15 protein-coding genes and 1 other annotated feature are annotated in these 22176 nt (G+C 51.2%); of the genes, 6 read left to right on the forward strand and 9 right to left on the reverse strand.

The genetic code is table 11. The annotated features are described in order from the left end of the window. Nucleotides 1-200 precede the first annotated feature (200 nt). Nucleotides 201-1235 carry a phenylalanine--tRNA ligase subunit alpha gene (gene pheS, locus MKX70_RS30170; protein ID WP_042234103.1) on the reverse strand — a complete coding sequence of 345 codons (1035 nt, stop codon included), beginning with the start codon at nucleotides 1233-1235 and terminating at the stop codon, nucleotides 201-203. A gap of 59 nt (nucleotides 1236-1294) precedes the next feature. Then, nucleotides 1295-1582 (reverse strand) — a binding site (T-box leader). 272 nt (nucleotides 1583-1854) lie between these two features. On the opposite strand from pheS, the gene MKX70_RS30175 reads away from it, so the two are divergent. The 5 genes from MKX70_RS30175 to MKX70_RS30195 all read left to right on the forward strand — a co-directional run bounded on the left by MKX70_RS30175 (nucleotide 1855) and on the right by MKX70_RS30195 (nucleotide 10114). Further along, nucleotides 1855-4506: a hypothetical protein gene (locus MKX70_RS30175; RefSeq protein WP_340841445.1), complete on the forward strand. Its 2652-nt coding sequence runs from the start codon at nucleotides 1855-1857 to the stop codon at nucleotides 4504-4506. Between the two features lie 62 nt (nucleotides 4507-4568). Further along, entirely contained in the window at nucleotides 4569-6077 is a 1509-nt protein-coding gene (locus MKX70_RS30180; RefSeq protein ID WP_340841446.1) for an efflux RND transporter periplasmic adaptor subunit, read from the forward strand. Beyond that, nucleotides 6074-6775, forward strand: coding sequence for an ABC transporter ATP-binding protein (locus MKX70_RS30185; RefSeq protein ID WP_042234100.1), 702 nt, complete (start codon nucleotides 6074-6076; stop codon nucleotides 6773-6775). Before MKX70_RS30180 ends, MKX70_RS30185 begins: the two co-directional genes overlap by 4 nt. Next, nucleotides 6772-7944, forward strand: a complete 1173-nt coding sequence (locus MKX70_RS30190) for an ABC transporter permease (protein WP_042234098.1) — start codon at nucleotides 6772-6774, stop codon at nucleotides 7942-7944. Before MKX70_RS30185 ends, MKX70_RS30190 begins: the two co-directional genes overlap by 4 nt. A gap of 565 nt (nucleotides 7945-8509) precedes the next feature. After that, nucleotides 8510-10114 (forward strand): diguanylate cyclase domain-containing protein, encoded by a 1605-nt coding sequence (locus tag MKX70_RS30195; RefSeq protein ID WP_340841447.1) that lies wholly within the window; start codon nucleotides 8510-8512, stop codon nucleotides 10112-10114. Nucleotides 10115-10185: 71 nt separating this feature from the next. Here the strand turns inward: MKX70_RS30195 and MKX70_RS30200 are convergent, their stop codons facing one another. Together MKX70_RS30200 and MKX70_RS30205 are read right to left on the reverse strand one after the other, a co-directional pair. Continuing rightward, nucleotides 10186-11145, reverse strand: coding sequence for an alpha/beta hydrolase (locus tag MKX70_RS30200; RefSeq protein WP_340841448.1), 960 nt, complete (start codon nucleotides 11143-11145; stop codon nucleotides 10186-10188). A 36-nt stretch (nucleotides 11146-11181) separates the two neighbouring features. Further along, the gene (locus MKX70_RS30205; protein WP_340841449.1) at nucleotides 11182-12036 is read right to left on the reverse strand and encodes an SDR family oxidoreductase; all 855 of its coding nucleotides are present in this window, start codon (nucleotides 12034-12036) and stop codon (nucleotides 11182-11184) included. A gap of 176 nt (nucleotides 12037-12212) precedes the next feature. Here MKX70_RS30205 and MKX70_RS30210 point away from each other — a divergent pair, with 176 nt between their 5' ends. Beyond that, on the forward strand, nucleotides 12213-12590 hold the full coding sequence (locus MKX70_RS30210) for a MerR family transcriptional regulator (protein WP_039310237.1): 378 nt from the start codon (nucleotides 12213-12215) through the stop codon (nucleotides 12588-12590). 85 nt (nucleotides 12591-12675) lie between these two features. Here the strand turns inward: MKX70_RS30210 and pulA are convergent, their stop codons facing one another. From pulA to glcT, 6 genes are all read right to left on the reverse strand, one after another. Then, complete coding sequence (pulA, locus tag MKX70_RS30215) at nucleotides 12676-15078, reverse strand: type I pullulanase (protein ID WP_340841450.1); 2403 nt, start codon at nucleotides 15076-15078, stop codon at nucleotides 12676-12678. A gap of 328 nt (nucleotides 15079-15406) precedes the next feature. Further along, entirely contained in the window at nucleotides 15407-16648 is a 1242-nt protein-coding gene (locus MKX70_RS30220; RefSeq protein WP_340841451.1) for an MFS transporter, read from the reverse strand. 181 nt (nucleotides 16649-16829) lie between these two features. Then, complete coding sequence (gene ptsP / locus MKX70_RS30225; RefSeq protein WP_042234094.1) at nucleotides 16830-18542, reverse strand: phosphoenolpyruvate--protein phosphotransferase; 1713 nt, start codon at nucleotides 18540-18542, stop codon at nucleotides 16830-16832. Beyond that, complete coding sequence (locus tag MKX70_RS30230; protein WP_039309348.1) at nucleotides 18535-18810, reverse strand: HPr family phosphocarrier protein; 276 nt, start codon at nucleotides 18808-18810, stop codon at nucleotides 18535-18537. Before MKX70_RS30230 ends, ptsP begins: the two co-directional genes overlap by 8 nt. A gap of 98 nt (nucleotides 18811-18908) precedes the next feature. Continuing rightward, nucleotides 18909-20966, reverse strand: a complete 2058-nt coding sequence (gene ptsG / locus MKX70_RS30235; RefSeq protein ID WP_042234092.1) for a glucose-specific PTS transporter subunit IIBC — start codon at nucleotides 20964-20966, stop codon at nucleotides 18909-18911. A gap of 241 nt (nucleotides 20967-21207) precedes the next feature. Next, nucleotides 21208-22086: a glucose PTS transporter transcription antiterminator GlcT gene (gene glcT / locus MKX70_RS30240; protein WP_042234091.1), complete on the reverse strand. Its 879-nt coding sequence runs from the start codon at nucleotides 22084-22086 to the stop codon at nucleotides 21208-21210. Nucleotides 22087-22176 lie beyond the last annotated feature (90 nt).

Raw genomic sequence — 22176 nt, forward strand, 5'->3', positions numbered from 1 at the left:
GGACTTCCGGCCGCTGTTGTCCCCAGATTTCTTTATTTATACCGCTCTTCGCGGTTGAAATCCGGTGACAAAGGCGGACGCTGACGCTCCTACAGTTCCAAAATCCCCCTCCGGTCCTTCTATTACAGTCATTTCTATAGAACAGCCGTCATCGGCTTGCCAGTATCCAATCCCACGCACCCCGCACACCCGCCAAATCTCTAAATCCCCTTGAACTGCTTCACAAAACCCATATCATTCGTGTAGAAGTAGCGGATGTCATCGATTCCGTATTTCAGCATCGCGATCCGTTCCGCACCCATACCGAATGCGAAGCCGCTGTAAACTTCAGGGTCGTATCCGCCCATCCGCAGCACATTCGGGTGAACCATACCTGCACCAAGGATCTCCAGCCATCCACTCTGCTTGCAGAGACGGCAGCCTTCGCCGCCGCATTTGAAGCAGCTTACATCCACCTCAACGCTCGGCTCGGTGAACGGGAAGAAGCTCGGACGCAGGCGGATGCCGGCCGTAGGACCGAACATCTCTTTCATGAACTGCTGCAGTGTCCCCTTCAGGTCGCTCATCCGGATATTACGGCCGATGACCAGACCTTCAATCTGATGGAACTGGAAGGAATGGGTCGCATCGTCATCATCGCGGCGGAACACTTTGCCCGGACAGATGATTTTGACCGGAGCTTCGCCATTCATAGCCTGCATGGTGCGGACCTGCACCGGAGAAGTCTGTGTGCGCATCAGAATGTCTTCCGTTATATAGAAGGAATCCTGCATATCACGGGCCGGATGGTTCTTCGGCAGGTTAAGGGCTTCGAAGTTGAAGTAGTCTGTCTCCACTTCCGGTCCTTCTTCAATCTGGAAGCCCATCCCGATGAAAATATCCTCGATATCCTGGATCACCCGGCTCAGCGGGTGAACTCCGCCCTGCGGCAGGCCGCGGCCCGGCAATGTAACATCAACCTTCTCCGCATTCAGACGGTTCTGTGTTTCCTGCTGCTGGAAGAGCTCCTGCTTCGCGCCGATGACCTCTTCAATGGCACTGCGTACCAGGTTGGCCACTTGGCCGATCACCGGACGTTCCTCTGCGCTGAGCCCGCCCATACCGCGCAGAACTTCAGTAAGCTCACCTTTTTTACCAAGGTATTTCACGCGCACATCATTCAGAATCTGCGGATCGGTTACCTCCTGCAGCTTCGCCAATGCCTCGGCCTTCAATGCTTCCAATTTCTCTTTCATGCCTTGTACTGCCCCCTTAAATCTCGTATTGTTCAACAAAAAAAGGCCTTTCCTCCCGGTAAAGGGACGAAAAGACCGTGGTACCACCCTTGTTAGACGGCTGCAGCGCTTCCCTTAAGAGCAATATTCCCTCTTTCGGTGCGGTGGAGACCTGTCTCACTTTAACAGAAATAACGGTCTGCGGCCGGTATCCCCTACTGTCTCCCTCAAGGCGAACCTGAGTGGAATTCAGGGAACTGCTCCGGAGTGAACTTCGGCAGCTCTGCTCTCTTAGAAACGCTCTCAATCTGCGGCGCTTCCTCCCTGTAAGCCAGGCACTGCGTACTTTTCTCCATCAATGCATTTATGCGGATTGTGTCAAATACACTCGATCTTCCAGTTCAGAAGATATGTCTATTTATTATATGCAAAAACAGCGCTTTTGACAAGTTGCACAATTTTAGGTTAATTTTTATCTTCCTTTAAGCTTCCTTTAAGCTTCAGCACCGTTTGAAGGGCTTTTTTTCAGCAGACGTTCAGCCGGATTTGATATTTTCCCTATTGAGAAAAGCCTAGCTGTCCTTATTTTGAATGCGGCAGCTTTGGGATCGTATCGGCTTTTATACAGGGAGGGAATTTCATGCTTAAACGAAGAAAGGCATTTGTCCTGCTGTTACTCAGTACATTTGCTGCAAGTCAACTCGCGGGGATCGCGGGAACCACGGCGTTTGCTGCCCCGGCCAGTACAGCCACTGCCAAAACAGCGGCCACAGTAACGGAAGTCTCCACACTCACCGGTCTCAGCGCGATTAAGCTCGGCACTACGCTTAGTGTGAAGCTGAGCCATGTAGGCATTCAGAGCCAAACCGGAGGTAATATTCTCACCTATACACTCACTTATACTAACAATGCTGGCAGTAGCGTCAATCTGGTGAACTATTTCTCCAAGATTGTGACTACCGGCGGCAGCATCATCAAGGGAATCCCCGTCACCGCAGACAGCACTACCAAGAAGATAGCTGCGAAGCAGAGCACCAGCATTACATATTATGCGAATATCGGAACAGCCGCCTCGGTCAAAGGGCTTAAAGTCAACATGTACGGCTGGAACTTCAGCTCCGATAATTATGAACAGCGTATAGGTACTTTTACCGTTCCGTCTAACTATTCGCTGTCCGCCCTTAAGGGTGAGATCCGCAAAGTTGAACTAAGCAGCATTCCGGTCAACACCAAAGCTGAATCTGTGCAAATCTATAAATATAACGGCAAGGTCTATGCCAAGGTTGGACTGAGCTTAACAAATCTGGGCACCAAGGTGCTTACAGACCCGGGCTACAGCCTGTACCTGAAATCCTCGGGCGGCTCTACCTTCACGCTCACGCTGGATGACAGCAGCTCTGAATACAAGATTCAGCCTCAGGAGAAGAAGACGCTCTACTATATGACTGAGATTCCCTCCTACATGAACGTCACCAAGATGACGCTGCAGATCGCCAAGCTGGATGAAGGGCTGAAGCTCTATCTTCCGGTCTCCTCCTATTCCCTTCCTGCTGCGGGTACAGCTGATTTCACCGTGGCGGCTGGCTATACCAAGAAGATCTCCATCGACAGCAATATTGTAGACATGAAGCTCGCGGACGCAAGTGTGCATGCAGACAATGGCAACGCCGTGTGGAGTTATCAGCTCACCCTTAAAAATGCCGGCACCAAAGCAGTGACTTTACCTGCGTATGAGCTTGCTGTCAAATCCGCTGAAGGCTATACCTTCCCGGTAACAACGACTGCGTTCAGCTCCCTTACCTTGAAGCCGCTGGAAGAGAAGCTGATTGAACTAACCGCCAGCGTTCCGCTTGAACTGGGTCAGGATACGCTCGAACTGCAAATGGTTGCCCCTGCGGGCAGCAGCACCAGTACCACCACAAGTAGCACCAGCAGCACCAGCAGCAACGGCAGCAGTGAGAGCAGCAGCAGTTCAAGTAAAGTAATACTGCCTGTAGCCTATTTCAAAATCCCTTATTCCCTGGCAGGCAATACTCACATTTCTACAGAGAACAGCATTACCAACAGCTACGGCACCTTCGGCGTCACACTGAATTCCCTGCAGCGTCTGCCATGGGGCAGCGAAGATATCGTACAGGCTAAGGTCAGCATCAGCAACCATTCCTCCAAAACAATTACTCTGCCTGCACTTACCGGTGTGCTGAAAGTGGATCAGACGGATTTGAGCTCGTCCTCGCAGCTGTACATGGAGAGTACCAGCACGGTTCTGGCGCCTGGAGCCAGCATGCAGGTCTCGGTGCTTGCCCGCGTGCCCTATACGCTTGATTTCAGCCAGGCCCAGATTATTCTGCAAGAGACTTCCGGCACCAGCACTACCCAGTTCCTCTCCCTTGGCACAACGGACGGGCTTAGCAGCGGTATTACGCCTTTGGCTGCAGGTGAATCGTTCAAGATTACTTCGACCGGTAAAAAAGCCAGCGTGAAGGAACGTTCAACCCTTGTATACAGCGGAACCAGCAATAACCTCATATACAGTGAAGTAGAAATGAACAGTGAAGAAACCCGGCAGACTGATCTCTCCCGGCTGTATGGACAATTCAAAACCGCAGACGGACAGTATTTCGAGGCAACTGCGGTCCAGTCGGAGAGTTCCACGAGTCCGGCAGGCAAGACCCTGGTTACCTTCTGGGCTAACATACCGGCTGCCGTTGACACAAACGGCCTTCAGCTGTATGTCAGCCAGGGGATTGCAGACGGTAAGCTGACTTCAGCCGGAACTGCGGCTACAGCTTATGTGAATACATCAGCACTGACACTGGCTCCTGTGGTGCCTGCACCTGCTTCCAACCTGACTTCTGTATCCCTGTATCCTTACACACTGGCCATTTCAAATTCCACAGGCACTATTACATCAGGCACCACCAGTCTTGCATTGGCGTTTAACTACAATCTCTCGCGGGATACAACTTACCAGATGGGAGCATTCGACCATAAGCTGATTCTGCACATCACTGACCCGTATGGACAATATTTCGAGAAAACGCTGTCCCTTGGAACGGATTTGGCAGTAGGAACTTATGGCTCCTACACAACGACCATTACCAACTCACTGTTCAAGAACTTAAGCGGAGGCACTTACAAGCTCACTCTGTACGACGAATTCCAAGGCCAGCGTAGAGAGCTTGGCGGACAGGTCTACTCCATCGATGTTGTGACCAAAGCAGCTTCAACTACGGATACCGGCACTACAGCGGCCGCAGGTAATGGAAGCACCGAAGCAAGCGGTTCTTAAGATTCTCAGGTACACCTATTACATCAGGGCCTTATATTATTTGAGTAAGATGGAGGATCGGAATGAAAAAGAAGAAGAAAATGATTATCGCCTCAGCCGTTGTTGTTATTGCTATTGCAGGAATTCTGGGCTATGTATTGTGGCCGGATCAGAACCCGCAGGTCAATGCCGCTCCAATGAATACTTCTATGGTGACCAAGGGAAATATCCTCGTCGGTGTCTCCGGCTCCGGCTCAGTTTCGGCAATCAACAGTGAGAGCATCCGCACCAAAGAAGCCGGTGAAGTGGATACAGTCATGGTTAAAAAAGGCGATGTCGTCAAAAAAGGCGATGTGCTGATCACCTTTGTGGCGGGCGATTTCGACGACAAGCTGAAGGAAGCCAACAAATCGCTGGAGAACCTCAAAACAGAGCTTACGAACAAGCAGGAAAACTACAAAACGATCGCGATGAATAATGCTACAGATGAAGAGCTGGAATCGGCAAAAACAGCCATTGATAAAGCCAAAAGCGATATTGTAGATCAACAGGATTCCATTGCTGCCATCTATGAGGATATGGTTCCGCCAGATCCGTTAACGGCTCCTATCGACGGAACGATCACAGCTGTAAATATTACGGACGGCGAACAGGCTCAGAATGGTACAGAGCTGTTCACCATGACTGACTACGTTAATTTGAGCGTAACGGTACAGGTGGATGAACTGGATATTCCTCAGATCAAACTGGATCAGGTGTCAACGATTACGCTGGATGCGCTTGAGGATAAAGAGTTTGCCGGCAAGGTTATTGATATCGCCAAGGAAGGAACCTCCTCAAACGGCGTCTCCCTGTTCAATGTCACAGTAGGCTTGAATGACTCTGAGGGAGTACTGGTCGGCATGTCCGCAGAAGTCGCGATTACCATTGAAGAGAAAAATGATATTCTGACCGTGCCGATCGAGGCGGTATCCGAAGTGAATGGCAAATATTACGTGAATGTACCTGTGACCGAAGGCGGGGAATCCGCGGCAACGGACAGCGGTGCGGCAAGCGGTCAGGCTCCGAGCAGTGATGCGGTGGGCGGCCAGATTCCTAGCTCTGATGCGGCAAGCGGTCAGGCTCCGAGCGGTGATGCGGTGGGCGGCCAGATTCCTAGCTCTGATGCGGCAGGCGGTCAGGCTCCGAGCGGTGATGCGGGTGGCGGCCCACCTAGCGGTGAATGGCAAGGCCGAGAAGGTCAGACAGGCGGCCGGGGCATGCGCAGCGGCGGTTACGGCGGCGGTGAATTCCCGGGCGGCGTATCCGGCGGCAGAACCGCAGCAAGCTCAGCATCCGGCCAGAAACGGGTTGCCGTTGAGGTGGGTATTCATAACGAGAGCAATATCGAAATCGTGAGCGGCTTAAATGAAGGGGATGAAGTGATCATTCCAACTGTGATCTCTACAGGCAACACTTCCACCCAGCAGACACAGATGCAAGGCGGTATGGGCGGCAGCTTCGGCGGCGGAATGACCGGCGGCTTCACTGGCGGCGGAGCTGGCGGCGGAATGACGGGCGGCGGCTTCTCCGGAGGCGGTGGCGGACGATGAGCACCTCCGAACCGTTAATCCGGGTTCAGAACATGCAGCACAGCTATACAATGGCCGGAGAATCAATGGTGATCCTCAAGGACCTGACCTTCAACATCGAATACGGTGAGTTTGTTGCGATCATCGGACCCTCAGGCTCGGGCAAGTCGACCCTGATGAACATGCTGGGGTGCCTGGATGTCGCGAATGAGGGTAATTATTTCCTGGACGGCCAGGAAATCCGCAAGCTGTCCGACAACAAGCTGGCCCAGATCCGCAATGAGAAAATCGGCTTTATCTTTCAAAACTTCAATCTGCTGCCGAAATTATCGGCAGTAGAGAATGTGGAGCTGCCCCTTATCTACCGGGGAATGTCTCACCGGGAACGCCGAGAGATTGCCCGCAATGCTCTGGTCAGTGTGGGTCTGGAGAGCAGAATTGATCATCTTCCGTCCGAGCTGTCGGGGGGCCAGCAGCAGCGTGTGGCAATCGCCCGCGCCCTTGCCGGCACCCCTCCTATCCTGCTTGCCGATGAACCGACTGGTGCGCTTGATTCCAAGACGGGCAAGGAAGTTCTGGAGATGATCAAAGCGCTTAATGAACAGGGACATACCATTATTCTAATCACGCATGACCTCGAAATCGCCGAGCAGGCCAAACGGATCATCCGCATTCAGGACGGGGATCTCGTGGAGGATCGGAAGGTGTCCCACTCATGATGCTGTATCAGAGTATGAAAATGGCTTTTAAAAGTATTCTCAGCAGTAAAATCAGAGCCTTCCTCACGATGCTGGGCATCATTATCGGTGTATCCTCCGTAATCGCCCTAGTCTCGGTAGGCCAGGGAACGACTTCGCAGATTACGGAATCCTTAAGCTCTCTTGGAACCAACCAGCTGACGGTTAACATTATGGGACGCGGGGCGACGACTTCCTTAACCTACGAGGAAGCTCTGGCACTTGGAGAGATTGAAGGGGTGGAGAATGTATCTCCTGTAATCACGGGGAATGTTACCGCCAAGAATGGGACCGAGAACGTTTCAGTATCCGTTGAAGGGATAACACCTGCCTATGAGGAGGTCCAGGATTTCCATGTGCAAGCCGGACGGTTTCTGCTGGAGATTGATACAGAGTACCGTCAAAAGGTAGCCTTGATCGGAACAGATACGGCTGAAGATCTGTTCGGCACGGATGACCCTGTAGGTCAAAAGGTACAGCTCAATGGAAGCAGCTTCAAGATCGTCGGTCTGCTGGAGAGCAAAGGCTCAACCAGCGGCGGCTCCAGCGACGAGAAGATTCTGATTCCTATCTCAACCGCTGAACGGTTTCTGCAGAGTAAGGGTGTCCGCTCGATTACGATCACAACTACTTCCAACGATAATGTGGAGGATGTGAAAACCGAGCTGGAGTCTACTCTCGATGCCAAATTCAGCGGTGCGGAGAACTCCTACTCTGTCTTCGATTCTCAGGAAATGCTGGAAACGGTGAACGAGACCAGTGATACGCTCTCTATGGCACTTGGCGGCATTGCCGGTATATCCCTGTTCGTCGGCGGCATAGGAATCATGAATATAATGATTGTCTCCGTTAACGAGCGGACGCGGGAGATCGGAATCCGCAAAGCGATCGGGGCCAAAAAAATCAACATCATGATGCAGTTCATGATTGAGTCTGTAGTCTTAAGCGGAACAGGGGGCCTGATCGGAGTCGGGCTGGGGCTTGGTGCCAGCTGGGCCGTGGGGAAATATACAACCATGAATGTGGCGACATCCTGGAACATGGTCCTGATCTCCTTCACATTCTCCCTGATCATCGGGGTTGTCTTCGGAATGATCCCGGCTAACAAGGCAGCCAGAATGCGGCCAATCTACGCGCTGCGAACCGAGTAGCCTTCCTGTATTAACGAGCCTGGTTATATCATATTTACTCTATCCGTCCGTCTCAGATTGGTTGAGGCTGGCGGATTTTCCTGTTCCATCCACCCTTTCCGGGTAAACTAAGCCGTTTCAGCAAAATTAACTTTTAATTAATCCCGGGAGGGGTATCGTTTGCAATAAATGTGGGTAATAGGTCTCAAGGGTAGAATACTTATAGTAGTTAGTTATACATATATCTTCGTAAAAGTAGCACGTCATATGTCTCAAGCAATTTCCTTCCCGGTTTCCCGGTTCGCTTGACGACCCGTAGATCCGGCAGCAGGAGATGATGAGGCTTATTATTTTTTTCAGCAATTGCTCTCTATGAAGGTAGTCCTATATACTGGTGAAAAGAAACCGCGGTTAAACCGGGATTTTTTCTTTCATTTCCCTCCTTCTTCCCCTGCTTTTAGGACTCGCTAACATAATCTCTCTTTATCTGCCAGCAAACAGCCATTTGCCGCATAAGGATAAGTTCCGCATGCACCCAAGGTACACCAATGAGATTCGTAAAGTTCTATGCGGGGAGAGGATGACAGTGGCAGTTTTTTCCGAGATCACAAGTACACGCAGATTAATCCTATTATTCACCTCCATCTCCGTACTTCTGGTTGGCATCAGCGTTGCCTCCCTGTTATATCTGAATTATACGATGAATAAACTATCGGATTCCTTATACAGTGATGTATACCAGAACTCCGAGCTTGTGCTGAATGCCGACCGTGATCTGCATCAGTCTGCCATCGCGCTCCAGACTTCCCTCAGCGGCAATATAACGGATGCGCAGCGCAGTGTGCTCTCTCAGGAGTTCGAGGACAATAATGCCCAGGCGCAGCAGCGGGTCAGCACTGCCCGTTATAATCTGGATTCTGTAGAGAGTCCATACAGTGGAATGAAGCAGAGTGAGCTGCTGCTGGATGAGCTGGGAAGCGAGCTGGAGCAGTTCGAGACCTCACTTAAGCTCTGGAAGGATAGCGGAAGGGAACTGATCTCGCAGCGGGTCCAGAGTGATTGGAACCCTGCGGCCTACTCCCCGCTGGCCGTACATACCCAGCTCACCGAGGTAAGGGGGACGCTGGATACCGCCGAGGATCTGATCGACAGCTATGCCCGGCAGGTTATTCTAGAGTTCAAGAATCTGAAAAGCTCGCTGTTCGCCGTCTATTCAGTATTCCTGTTCCTGCTTGTCCTGGTTATCATTTATCTCTGCCGCAGACTCATATCATTGCAGAATGAAATGCTGGAAGAGAAATCACTATACCAGCTGATCGGCGAAACCATGTCCGATTTCATTATTTTGACCGATCACAATGGCCTGATCCTGTACGCATCCCCATCTCATTCAAGTGTACTTGGGTATGTTCCAAGCAAGGGCGCCCCTCTCTCCAATTATATCCGCGAAGCCGAGATTTCCTGGGCCAAGCTGAAGAGTGTAGTTCAGGCTTCACCGCGGATTTCCGAGCTGCGTATGCGTTCGGCAGAAGGGCACTGGGTATGGCTCGAGACCAAAGTCACACCTATTCCGGGAAGCCGGGCTTTCCCTGCACAATTCATGCTGGTATCGCGTGAGATTACCCAGCGCAAGCAATATGAGGAACGGCTGCACAAGCTGGCCTTCTATGATCATTTGACTGCCATTCCCAACCGGGCCCATTTCAAAATGTACATGGAGAATCTGATTAACCAGCCGGAGGAGCGCCGGCAGGAGATTGCCGTAGCCCTGCTGGATTGCGACCGGTTCAAGCAGCTGAATGATACGCTGGGGCATCTGGCAGGGGATGAATTCCTGCAGTTGCTCTCACGGGAGCTGCAGCAGACCGTTAAGGGCTCAGGCCAGGCGTTCCGCATCGGCGGTGATGAATTTGCGGTGGTGTTGCACCGGTTCACAAGTCCGGAAATGCTCGATGAAATGCTGGCGCGTCTGCTCCAGCTGTTCAATAAATCCTGGTCGGTCAACAAAGGCTCCAGCTTCCATACTTCTGCCAGCATTGGTGTAGCCCTCTATCCGCAGCATGGCAGCAGCATCAATGATCTGCTCCGCGCCGCTGATCTGGCCATGTACCGCTCCAAGAATCATGGCGGCAATGAGGCCAATCTGTACAGCGAGAATGTGGATGAAGAATACACTCGCCAGCCGAAATAGCCTAAGCCATTCAGATAGAGGGGGCGCATTCCTTAGCGAATGCGCCCCCTCTATCTGTTATGCTGAAGAAATCAGCTGTTCATTTGTATTTTGTATAAGGCATGTTTTAAAGCCGTGCAATATTCTTTCACAACTCTTTGGCTGATCTCCGCAGAAGGAAAGTATTCTTCAAACCCATGAAAACATCCGGGGTACAAATGAAATTCAGTCGGCACACCCGCCTGCGTGAGCCTTAACACATACTGAATGGTTTCATCGCGAAACGGATCTAAGTCACCGACGCAGGTGTATGTGGGCGGAAGTCCTGACAAATCGTCTGCCCGTGCCGGAGCGGCATACGGGGATTCTTGGCCTTGTTCTCCTAAGTACATTTCCCAAGCCAATTGGCTTTTGGCTCTGTTCCATACTCTTTCATCTGTTATTTCGTTACTGGACCTTGTAAGGAGCTGATCGTCAAGCATCGGATAGAGGGGCATTTGAAACATAATCGGAGGGCCGTTTCTATCTCTTGCCAGCAGGGAGAGAGCAGCCGTTAATCCGCCGCCGGCGCTTGGGCCGAATACTGCGATTCTGGATGAATCGCTTCCCAGTGATTCTGCGTTTTCGGAGAACCAGGTGAGTGCAGTATAGCAATCTTCAAGAGGAGCCGGAAACGGATGCTCCGGAGCCAGCCGGTAATCCACAGAAACGATGATACACCCTAGCTCTGATACCAGCTGCTGCAGGGTAAAGTCCATCATATCGGCGGACCCCAGAATATATCCTCCGCCGTGAATATATAAGACACCCGGGAGAGTATGATTTTTCACTCTGGGCTCGTATATTTTAATGCGGACATCCGGCTCTCCTTCTGCACCTGGAACCTTTCTTTCTGAGATCAGGACTTCATCATTAAAGGGCAGCGATGCCGCCATTCCGGCAGTAAACTCCTGCATCTCTTTCCTCTGTGCTGCCAAATTCTCTCGCGTATATACAACTTTTGGTAAACCGGAAAACATATTTTGAAGTTCCGGATGTACTTTTTCCTCCATTCTCCAACCATCCTTTGTGAAGCAGATTATTATTCCTTATTGAATGTTAGCTTGTCCATTTCGCCACGCCGTTTGCCCCAACAGCTCCCGCATGGTCTTCATGTACTTCTCTTCCGACTGGGACCATCTCAATCTAGCTGTTTCTTCAGCGTCCGGACCTGCCAGATAGCGCAGCCGGTCAGACGGATCGCATGCAGCGGCATACACCTGATCTGCAGCCTGATTCTCATCTGAACTCTCAAACGGATAGTCCAGCATACAGTTCATCATCTGTTCAAAATAAGCCTTGTACGCTTCCGGAACGGACAGGTTTTGAGTTGCGGCCATGGTGTTCGACGAGAAATTCGTAGTAACCATGGCTCCTGGTTCCACAAGCTTGACGGAGATATTCTGCGATTCCAGCTCGTACGAGAGTGATTCGGACAGCCCCTCAATGGCATGCTTGGTTGAGACATATACAGCCAGAAGCGGGTTGGATGCAAAACCTACGTTTGAAGTGATATTGATGATTGTGCCGCCGCCTTCTTCGCGAAAATAAGGGGTGATTGCCTGAATGACGTTCATGACACCGAAGACATTCGTCTCGAAAATTCCGCGGGCAATGTCCATGGGTGTTGCCTCAAATATCGAGAGAATACTGACTCCGGCGTTGTTCACAACAGCGTCGATCCGGCCGAACCTGTTGATCCCAGCCGCAATGGCCGCCTCGATGGAAGCGGGCTTAGTAACATCAAGCTCGGTGACGAAAATCCGTTCGGGATTCTCCTCAGTCAAGCGTTGGTCCGGTTTGCGCATCGTCGCAATCACATTCCATCCTTCATTCGCAAACTTCTTCGCTGTTGTATTTCCCAGTCCGGTCGAACTCCCGGTGATCAGTACTGTTTTGGGCATTGAACATCCTCCTCATTAGTTTGTTGCTGCTCTTTCAGCTTAGCGGATTGAAGCGGCTCTAAGTCAAATTCCATAGATTCATCCTATTAAATAGGGGATATTATGGACTGGAGGCAAGTTCGGAATGTAAAATATACTAGAGTCACTCTAACATTCAATAGGCGGTGAAACATCTTATGGCTTATACGATTAGGGATATCGTTGAGAAAACGGGCATTACCGCATATACATTGCGTTATTATGAGAAGGAAGGCGTATTGCCGGCTGTTGACCGGGATACAAACGGGGTCCGCCAATTCAACGATCACTACATCGAGTGCGTTGAGACGGTTCAGGCTCTTCGTTCGACAGGGCTGCCTCTGTCAGAAATAAAACAATACGTTGAGCTGTATAAGCGCGGAGATCGTACACTGCACCTGAGAAAAACGATGCTGTTCACCCAAAAGAGCAAAGTGGAGGAACAATTAACACGGATGATCAAAATGCTGGAAAAGATCAATTACAAGCTCGCCTTAATCGATGCCCAAGAAAATAAATTTGACAGACTTCCCTGATAAGTGAATTTTTATGATGTGCCTTATAAAAAAAAGCTGATCTGCCCGTCCCCCGGGGGACGGAACAGATCAGCTCTTATTCTATCTAACTGGTTCGCTGCAGCGGATCAGCCGCCTCACCGTCGTGCTCCAGCTTACGTTCCCGTACGGTTACTTTCAACACCTGCTCCTCGCTGCCGGAGCAGTCGATGAAGCGGTCTCCGGCACCGTCCTTCTCCTCCCAGTCATTCAGCCGGAGGATGTACCCGATAGACGCCGTGCCCGGCAGCACTTCGATCCGCGCCACCGCGTGACCGTCCTCCATGTGCTGGAAGTCCCGTTGTCCATCCTGAATGCCTGTACCCCATACCCAGAGATTCCAGCCCCGGTAATCGCCGTCCGGCCGTTCATAATGAACTTCCACTACCTTCGATCTCGGTTCAGGCTCGCCGTATTTATCGTAGAGCACCATCATCGACAATCCGGCAATTTCAACATTGCCGTTCTCCGTCTGCCGGAAAGCTTCCGCTCCAGCATGAGTATGATCAACAACGATATTCCAGCAGCCCGAGGATTCAGGCAGACACTGGGTTACCGGTCCCCTATTTGCATTGTAGATTACGACAATATTACTCCAACCATCGCCGCCGGCATGATTCTTCAGCACATAGGCAATGACTCCGCTGTCACAGCGCAGGAACTCAAGACTGCGCTCAATCTCCTGACGTCCATGCAGCCGGAAAGCCGGATGTCCCCGCCGCAGCTCAATCAGACCTTTGTAATATTGATATACGGGAATGAACTTCTTCTTGTTCTCCCAGCGGATGGCATTGATGCAGTCCGGACTGCGGTAGCTGTTATGGTCACCGTATTTGCTGCGCAGAAGCTCATCTCCGGCGTGCAGGAACGGTATTCCCTGCGAGGTCAGGATAATCCCGTTAGCCAGCAGAGAACGCCGTACAGTCTCATTCTCCAGCACATCCAGGGTATCAATCGCGAAATACGGATCAGCCTGCTCCACAGCGGTTTCCAGATCCCCGCCGCCCCGCAGCCTGCCATTCTCAAGCTCCAGTAAACGCGCTTCCTGGCGTAATCCCTGGGTAGCGAGAATTTTGTCCCACAGATTGAGATTATCATGTGCCGTTACATAGTTCACTGTCTCTACAGGCGAATCGGTGAACTCATGTATGGCTCCCTTGATCCCGGAAGCAACCGCACCTTCTTTACCGTATTCTCCGGTAGTGAAGCCCTTGCCCCAGCCGTCACTGTCTCCCTTGAGGGCAGAGCGGAAGTTATCATTGAAGACGGCATAACCTTTCCCGCGCTGCACACCCTTCAGGGTCTTGGTGGCAAGCGGAGAGTCTCCGCCTGTCCAGGGCTCACCGTAGAGCAGCAGATTCGGATTAATCTCCAGCCGCAGCTCTTCCGTGATCTCGCGCATGGTCACACTGTCCATTAATCCCATCAGATCAAAGCGGAAACCGTCGATATGATACTCTGATGCCCAGTAGGTCAAGGAGTCTTTAATATATTTGCGGACCATCGGCTGTTCTGTCGCCAGCTCATTACCGACACCCGATCCGTTGGAGAGCCGGCCGCTATAGTCATGGCGGTAGTAATAATCCGGTACAAGCGGCTGGAAGGGTCCTTTTTCTAAAGAATACGTATGGTTGTAGACCACATCCATAATGACAGAGATACCACGGCTGTGCAGGGCCTGCACCATCTCCTTGAACTCACGGATACGGGTAGGCGGACTGGCTGGGTCTGTGCTGTACGAGCCTTCAGGCACATTATAGTGCTGGGGGTCATAGCCCCAGTTGTAGTCTGTGAATAGCGGAGACAGCGGTGCTTCACCGGGAGCCTTCAGCTCATCCACCGTCTGGAAGTCGAATACCGGCAGCAGATGCACATGCGTAATCCCCAGCTCAGCCAGATGATCTATGCCCAGTGCATGACCCGCAGCATCCCGCAGCCCCATCTCAGTGAACGCCTTGAATTTCCCCTTATGGGTAAGACCCGAGCTCTCATGAGCCGAGAAATCACGTACATGCAGCTCATAGATTACAGCATCGGCCGGATGCGCCAGTACAGGGGAAGTATCCTGATCCCAACCAGCCGGATTCGTATCCTGCAAATCGATGATCGCCGTCCGCAGACCATTAGCCGATACAGCCGTTGCATAGGGGTCTGCAGCTTCATTGATGCTTCCGTCCGCAAATACAGCCCGGTACATATAATACTTACCCTTAAGATCACCGGAAACCCTGACTTCCCAGACCCCGCCGTCTGAGCGCTGCATGTTGATAATCCTGCCACTGTCCTTGTAATCTCCGGTATGGCCGGCTGATATGCCATTCCCGCCGGTAGCATACAGCACCAGCGATACTGCAAACGCAGTCGGTGCCCAGACTTTAAACATACTGTACTCCGCAGAATACGTTAATCCAAGGTCTTTGCCTTCATAGGTCTCCATTACTGATTCTGCATTTATATAATTGCTGCTCATTTCTATTCACCATCCTAATGCTCTCTGCCATCCGGCCGAAAACTGATCACTCTATTACAACCAAGCTATTTCCATATATCACCAAACTAATACTTGCACAGCTCTGCAAGCGGGTATTGCTGAGAATTCTTACTCACGGTTCATCTTATAATATGTAACATTATGTTCACAGGTTTGGGTTACGGGGTAGAATAGCATCTGCTTGCTATATCCTATATCGGCATGAAGTCCCGGGTATTTAAGCTCATGAGGTGGTCGCTGCGAATCTACCCGGAAGTATACTTGTCCTACTGCCAAATAACAACTGTTAAATGTTGTTTTGCTTCTTTTAGCGTTTACGCATGACCTTTCCGAACAACGCCAGAATTGGAAGCAGCAGGAATCCGGCAGCCAGAATGGAGGCCCTGATCGAGATACGGCTGCCTATATAACCAACAACCGGACCGCCTGCGGACTGGCCGAGTGCATCCGATTGACTAATCATCGACAGGACTGTGGCCCGGTTCCGGCTTGGAAGCTTCGAGTTCAGCCAGGTAGTATAGATAGGATCGCTCACGGAACCGGCCACCCCCAGGAGAAGCACTGCAAAGATCGCGGCCGTGAAATTCGGCGCAAGCGCAAGCAGCAGAATGCAGCCCATGCGGATACAGGTCAGTATGAACAATGCGGCAGAGATCCTTCGTTCCAGGAGCAGATCCATTCTTTTCCCGGCAAAACGCACGGCCAGTATCCCAAAAATTGTTGCCGCTGCACTGATCAGGCCGAACCATACCGCCATTGACACGGAGGCATCCGGGAAGCCGATTTCATCGATGAGGTGGATTTGCCACAGGCGGTCATACCCTTCAGACGCAGCCCCGTTAAATAATGTTACAACGGTCAGCAGCAGAAGCAGGGGGTGATGTCTGAGTACGGATACGCCGCTTACCCAGGTCTTGCCCAGTTCACGGACTGGTGAGGAGTGCGGCTCACGCTCCCGCCGGATAAAGCCCGTTTCCTTCATATAACGGATTAATACCAGCCCAAGTATGAAATAGACAGCGCCTCCTGCCAGAAACGGCATATTCGGCGCAAGCAGTGATAATCCAACACTGACAGCAATGCCCAGCAGTGATGCACTTAGCGCAAATACTTTGGAACGCATAAAAATCGCCCCCGTCTGCTCCTCATCCAGCTCGTCTACAATCCAGGCCGTGTCCGCCCCGCTGACAAACGTCCAGCCGATGCCATACAGCATCTGGGACATAAGCAGCCAGGCAAATGCAGGCAGCATGGAGGCCGGGTACATCATCCAGACAATACACCCTTCCAATACAAAAGCACTTCCCAGCACGAACATTCCGATAATAACCGACAGCTTACGGCTGTATGTATCTGCTACAACACCTGTTATACCTTCGAACACTAACACTGTTATCTCTAGAACCGTTCCAACCAGTACGAGCTGGAACGGATTTAACCCTAGCTCAGTAACATAATAAATGCTGTAGGTTGTAAATATGGTGCTGCCCGCTAATGACATCATAAACACCATGAACATATAAAGCTGCGAGGCACTGAATTTCTGCAAAAATAATTCCACCCTTCGGAAGTGATGGACTTATTATATATAATGCTGCCGGAAAGGGCGGTTCCGTTCTTGCTGAAGTGGATGCATGATCACAATTCAAAAAAAACCGGCCTCCTGTATCGGAGACCGGCTAAAGTAGTTGGAAAAGTGGAACTGCCTCAAACAGAAAACCAAAAACGAATTAATTCACACGGCTTTGCACAAGTGCCGCTACTTCCTCGGCAGTGCCGAGCTGCAGCGCCTGGGCAGCCATTTCCTTCATATCTGCAGCAGACAGCTTGGCAATCTGGCTGCGAGCCGGCAGAATGGAGGTTGCACTCATGCTGAATTCATCCAGGCCAAGGCCGAGCAGCAGCGGAATCGCTGTAGCATCGCCGGCCATTTCACCACACATGCCGGTCCACTTGCCTTCGGCGTGTGCTGCATCAATGACGATTTTGACCAGACGGAGAATTGCCGGGTTGTATGGCTGATACAGATAGGATACCCGTTCATTCATACGGTCCGCAGCCATTGTATATTGGATAAGGTCATTCGTACCAATACTGAAGAAATCCACTTCTTTGGCGAACTGGTCAGCCAGTACTGCGGTCGAAGGAATCTCAACCATGATGCCCAGCTGGATGTTATCGGATACTTCTTTGCCTTCTTCACGCAGCTTGGCCTTCTCTTCCAGCAGCAGATCACGGGCTGCACGGAATTCGCCGAGCGTCGCGATCATCGGGAACATAATCCGCAGGTCACCGTGGGCACTGGCTCTGAGCAGGGCACGCAGCTGGGTGCGGAAGATATCCTGACGGTCCAGACACAGACGGATCGCACGGAAGCCGAGGAACGGATTCATTTCCTTCGGCAGATCCAGATACGGCAGCTCTTTGTCACCGCCGATATCCAGTGTACGCACAACTACCGGCTTACCTTGCATGTTCTCAAGCACGCTGCGGTAGGCATTGTACTGAATTTCTTCGGAAGGCAGCTTGTCGCGGCCCATATACAGGAATTCAGTACGGTACAAGCCTACGCCTTCGCCGCCGTTCTCGATTACACCCGTTACATCATTCGGTGTACCGATATTGGCAGCCAGCTCTACATGCTTGCCGTCAGCCGATACAGTTGGTTCATCACGCAGCTTCTTCCACTCGGCAATCTGCAGATTATAAGCTTCCTGCTTCGCGGTGTATTCAGCGACTTCAGCCTCTGTCGGGTTGATCAGCACATCGCCGTTCAGACCGTCAACGATGATCAGATCCCCTGCTTTGACGAGAGACAATACGTTCTTAGTGCCTACTACAGCCGGAATTTCCAGGGAACGGGCCATAATCGCGGAATGGGAAGTACGTCCGCCGATATTGGTTGTGAAGCCTTTAACGAAATTCCGGTTAAGCTGTGCCGTATCAGAAGGTGTCAGATCCAGTGCAATCACGATAACCTCTTCACTGATTTCTGCCGGACTCACATAGTGAATGCCGAGCAGGTGGTTCAGTACGCGCTTGGTTACGTCACGCATATCGGCTGCACGTTCCTGCAGGTACGCGCTCTTCATGTTCTGGAACATTTCTACAAACTGGGTGGCTACTTCATTTAGGGCATAGTCCGCATTTACCGATTCCTCGCGGATTTTATCCATTACAGGCGTAATCAGCTCGGGATCATCAAGAATCAGCAGATGAGATTCGAAGATCTCTGCTTTTTTCTCGCCAAGCTCTGCCAGTGTGCGCTCTTTGATGCTCTGCAGTTCGCCTCTGGATTTATCCAGCGCATCATTCAGCTTCGCAAGCTCAGCGTCCACATCCGTGACCGCTGTTCTGGTAATGGTGTAGTCCGGATGTTCCAGGATAAAGGCACGGGCTACTGCAATACCTGCGGAAGCCGCGATTCCTGAAATTTTACTCATGAACTTCTCCCAGCCCTTCTTTAACCATAATTTCCTGCAGTGCGCTGAGGGCTTCAGCTTCTTCACTGCCTTCAGTAATAAGGGTCAGGGTATCTCCTGCTTCAAGGCCCAGGGACAGAACGCCCAAGATGGATTTAAGAGTTACTTTTTTGCCTTTGGCTTCCGCAAAAGCCTCAGTGCCTTTGAATTTTGTAGCTGTATTTACCAGCGCTGTTGCCGGGCGTGCGTGAATTCCATCTTCGTCAATGATTCTGAAAGTTGTTTGCATAATAATATCCAACTCGCTTTCTATTAATTAGGATAGTTGCTTATGGTGAAGGCCGCGCTCCCTATAATTATAATGGAAGCGCTTCGCCTTTGCACATTTTACTGAATGGTGATGATATCCTTATCACCGATGACTACTTTGCCCGGTTTCTTCAGGGTGACCGAAGAGCCTTCAGGCAGGTTGGAGAAGATCACCGGAGAAATGACCGAAGGTGCATTGGCCTTCACATACTCCAGATCCACTTCCATGATCGGCTGCCCGGCAGCTACCAGATCGCCTTCTTCTACCAGTACAGTGAAGCCCTGGCCCTTAAGCTTAACGGTATTGACACCGATATGCACGAGCACTTCCTTGCCGCCGTCGGACATAATGCCGATCGCATGCTTGCTTGGGAAGACATTGAATACCTTGCCGTATACCGGCGAGGCAATCTTGCCGTCATCGGACAGGAAGGCGAAGCCGTCACCGGTCATCTTTTGCGAGAAGACCGCATCGGGAACCAGTGTAATATCCATCAGCTCACCGTTCACAGGGGATACGATATCCTCGGCAATAATAGCCTCACTCTGCTCGCCGGCCTGTTGCTCAAGCTCCGGCTTCGGCGCTACAGGAGCAGCAGCAGGTGTCCGTCCGTTCATGACATCCTGAATCTGCGATTTGATCGTGTCCGAACGGGTTCCGAAGATCGCCTGTACGTTGTTACCCACTTCCAGAACCCCAGAAGCACCAAGTTTCTTCAATCGGCCCTTGTCAACGCCTGCTTTATCCTTCACTTCGACACGAAGGCGGGTAATACAAGCATCAAGATGTGTGATATTCTCTTTGCCACCCAGAGCAGACAGAATGTTGCGCGGCAGATCGTCGCCGGTCTTGGATACACTTTCCGTGCTCATTTCTTCCTCGTCGTCCGATGCCTCTTCACGGCCCGGAGTCTTCAGGTTGAACTTGCGGATAACGAAGCGGAATCCGAAGTAGTAAATCACTGCCAGGACCAGACCTACCGGAATGACCAGCCACCAGGCTGTGCGGTTCGGAATGACGCCGAACAGCACATAGTCGATGAACCCGCCGGAGAAGGTCATACCGATTTTGACATTAAGGATGTGCATGGTCATGAAGGAAAGACCAGCAAATATCGCATGTACAGCGAACAGCAGCGGAGCAACGAACAGGAATGAGAATTCCAGCGGCTCGGTAATACCTGTCAGGAAGGAAGTCAACGCTGCAGAAATCATCAAGCTTCCGACAACCCGTCTGTTCTCAGGTTTGGACTCATGATAGATCGCAAGGGCGGCTGCCGGAAGTCCGAACATCATGAACGGATATTTACCAGTGGTAAATGTACCGGCTGTGAAATCCACACCGTCACGAAGCTGCTGCATGAAGATTCTCTGGTCACCACGGATCAGATCTCCAGCCTTGTCTACATAACTTCCGAACTCATACCAGAACGGTGAATAGAAGATATGGTGCAGGCCGAAAGGAATCAGGGAACGCTCGATAACCCCGAAGATAAAGGCTGAAAGCGTCAGATTGGTGTTGATCATACTCTGCGATACATAGTTCAGACCGTGCTGGATCGGCGGCCATACCAGAGTAAGCGCAAGACCGAGAATCAGGGAAGTCACCGCAGTCATAATCGGTACAAAACGTTTACCCGCGAAGAAGCCGAGATAGGACGGCAGTTCTATACGGAAGAACCTTTTGTACATGGATGCGGCCAATATCCCAACCAGGATACCACCGAATACCCCTGTCTGCAATGTGGGGATCCCCAGAACACTGGAATACGAGAAATCTTTCCAGGTCAGCACGTATGCGTTGACGCCGACCACCGTACCCATGGTTACGTTCATAACCAGGAATCCGATAATAGCCGCAAGACCTGCTACACCTTCGCCTCCGGCCAGCCCGATGGCTACGCCGACTGCAAACAGCAAGGAGAGATTATCAAATACAATTTGCCCCGAATTCATCAATACGGTAGCAATCGCCTGTACCACATCATTCTCCAGCGCCGGAACATACTGCAGGAAATCCGGATTAACGAGCATGTTCCCTATGCCGAGCAGCAGACCAGCAGCAGGCAGAATGGCAACAGGGAGCATTAGCGCCTTACCAACTCTCTGCAAAACGCCAAATAACTTTTTGAACATTGAGGTCACTTCCTTAATCGTTGATTTCGTTCAAACAGAAGCCAAAAAAGGCATGAGCAATACAGTACACAGGTTGTCGCCTAACGCTAAAGTTAGATTACCCCGAGTTGGGGCTAGACAACCATAATACTGTAAATCACTCATGCCTGATCGTATCAGTTACACGTTTGTATTCTGTTTTGTTAATAACAGGGATCATTGTAGCACCGATAATTTGAAGTTGCAAGCATTAATTAACAGGCTAAATGCTGTCCTGCTGTTCCATACCGGATTCATCTTCCTTCTTCTGGGCAAGACGCTGCAGATGAATCGTCAGATAACTCACCTCGGCAGGATATACCGGGATATGCACGCGCTGTTCGATAACCTTGGTCAGCTTCCAGGCAAGCATATACATCTCGGGATATTCACGTTTCATCAGCCCGTCAAGGGACGAAGTCTCACGTACAGTCTCCCCCCGGCGCAGCCTCTCCAGCACAAAACGCAAATGAGTCACCAGACGTGAATAGTCCAAAGAATCACGCGGAATGCGGTATTCGAGGTTATCCTCCACCAGTCCCACCATGTCGCCGATCAGCTGCGAGTGCTGCTTAACCTCCGAGATATGCCGGTTGCTGAGTGCACTGACAATGTGAAGCGCCACAAATCCGATCTCATCCGGCGGCAGTGATACCTTCATGGCTTCGTTAATCCGGTCCACTGCATATTCCGCCAGCCTGTATTCCTCCGGATAGATCTCCCGGGTCTCGTACAGAAAGGGGTTATGTATGGATATATGCTGTTCACTCCTGCGGATGGCAAAGGAAATATGGTCGGTGAGCGCGATATGGATATGCTCGTTAAGTGCCTGCCGGCTGCTCTGCATAATATGCAGGACGATCTCCTGGACCACCTCAATCAGCTTCTCGTCCACCTGGGGCACCAGCTGCTTATACTGCTCCTGCTCCTCCTGGCTCCGCAGAATGAACATTTTTTCCACAGAAGAGAGGTTGATCCGGTCCCGTGTCTTACGGTTGAAGCCGATACCCTTGCCAATGACCACTACCTCGGCATACTGGGGATGCTCAGCAATGATAACGTTGTTATTGAGTACCTTGCCCACTGTTATGCTGCTGCTCACTTGCGACACCTCTTTTAATTCTGGATACCCGATCTATTTTGGCAGCACGATACACGTATCAGCATGTGAAGATTAACCTTGAGCTACTAT

This window comes from Paenibacillus sp. FSL R7-0312, from assembly GCF_038004445.1.
Classification (GTDB): domain Bacteria; phylum Bacillota; class Bacilli; order Paenibacillales; family Paenibacillaceae; genus Paenibacillus_AQ.

What these genes read in the sequence shown, in the direction of transcription:
- MKX70_RS30180 (WP_340841446.1), top strand. Translation starts at nt 4,569, where the DNA reads ATGAAAAAGAAGAAGAAAATGATTATCGCCTCAGCCGTTGTTGTTATT.
- pulA (WP_340841450.1), bottom strand. Translation starts at nt 15,078, where the DNA reads ATGAGCAGCAATTATATAAATGCAGAATCAGTAATGGAGACCTATGAA.
- MKX70_RS30185 (WP_042234100.1), top strand. Translation starts at nt 6,074, where the DNA reads ATGAGCACCTCCGAACCGTTAATCCGGGTTCAGAACATGCAGCACAGC.
- ptsG (WP_042234092.1), bottom strand. Translation starts at nt 20,966, where the DNA reads ATGTTCAAAAAGTTATTTGGCGTTTTGCAGAGAGTTGGTAAGGCGCTA.
- ptsP (WP_042234094.1), bottom strand. Translation starts at nt 18,542, where the DNA reads ATGAGTAAAATTTCAGGAATCGCGGCTTCCGCAGGTATTGCAGTAGCC.
- MKX70_RS30190 (WP_042234098.1), top strand. Translation starts at nt 6,772, where the DNA reads ATGATGCTGTATCAGAGTATGAAAATGGCTTTTAAAAGTATTCTCAGC.
- MKX70_RS30205 (WP_340841449.1), bottom strand. Translation starts at nt 12,036, where the DNA reads ATGCCCAAAACAGTACTGATCACCGGGAGTTCGACCGGACTGGGAAAT.
- MKX70_RS30210 (WP_039310237.1), top strand. Translation starts at nt 12,213, where the DNA reads ATGGCTTATACGATTAGGGATATCGTTGAGAAAACGGGCATTACCGCA.
- pheS (WP_042234103.1), bottom strand. Translation starts at nt 1,235, where the DNA reads ATGAAAGAGAAATTGGAAGCATTGAAGGCCGAGGCATTGGCGAAGCTG.
- MKX70_RS30200 (WP_340841448.1), bottom strand. Translation starts at nt 11,145, where the DNA reads ATGGAGGAAAAAGTACATCCGGAACTTCAAAATATGTTTTCCGGTTTA.
- MKX70_RS30175 (WP_340841445.1), top strand. Translation starts at nt 1,855, where the DNA reads ATGCTTAAACGAAGAAAGGCATTTGTCCTGCTGTTACTCAGTACATTT.
- MKX70_RS30230 (WP_039309348.1), bottom strand. Translation starts at nt 18,810, where the DNA reads ATGCAAACAACTTTCAGAATCATTGACGAAGATGGAATTCACGCACGC.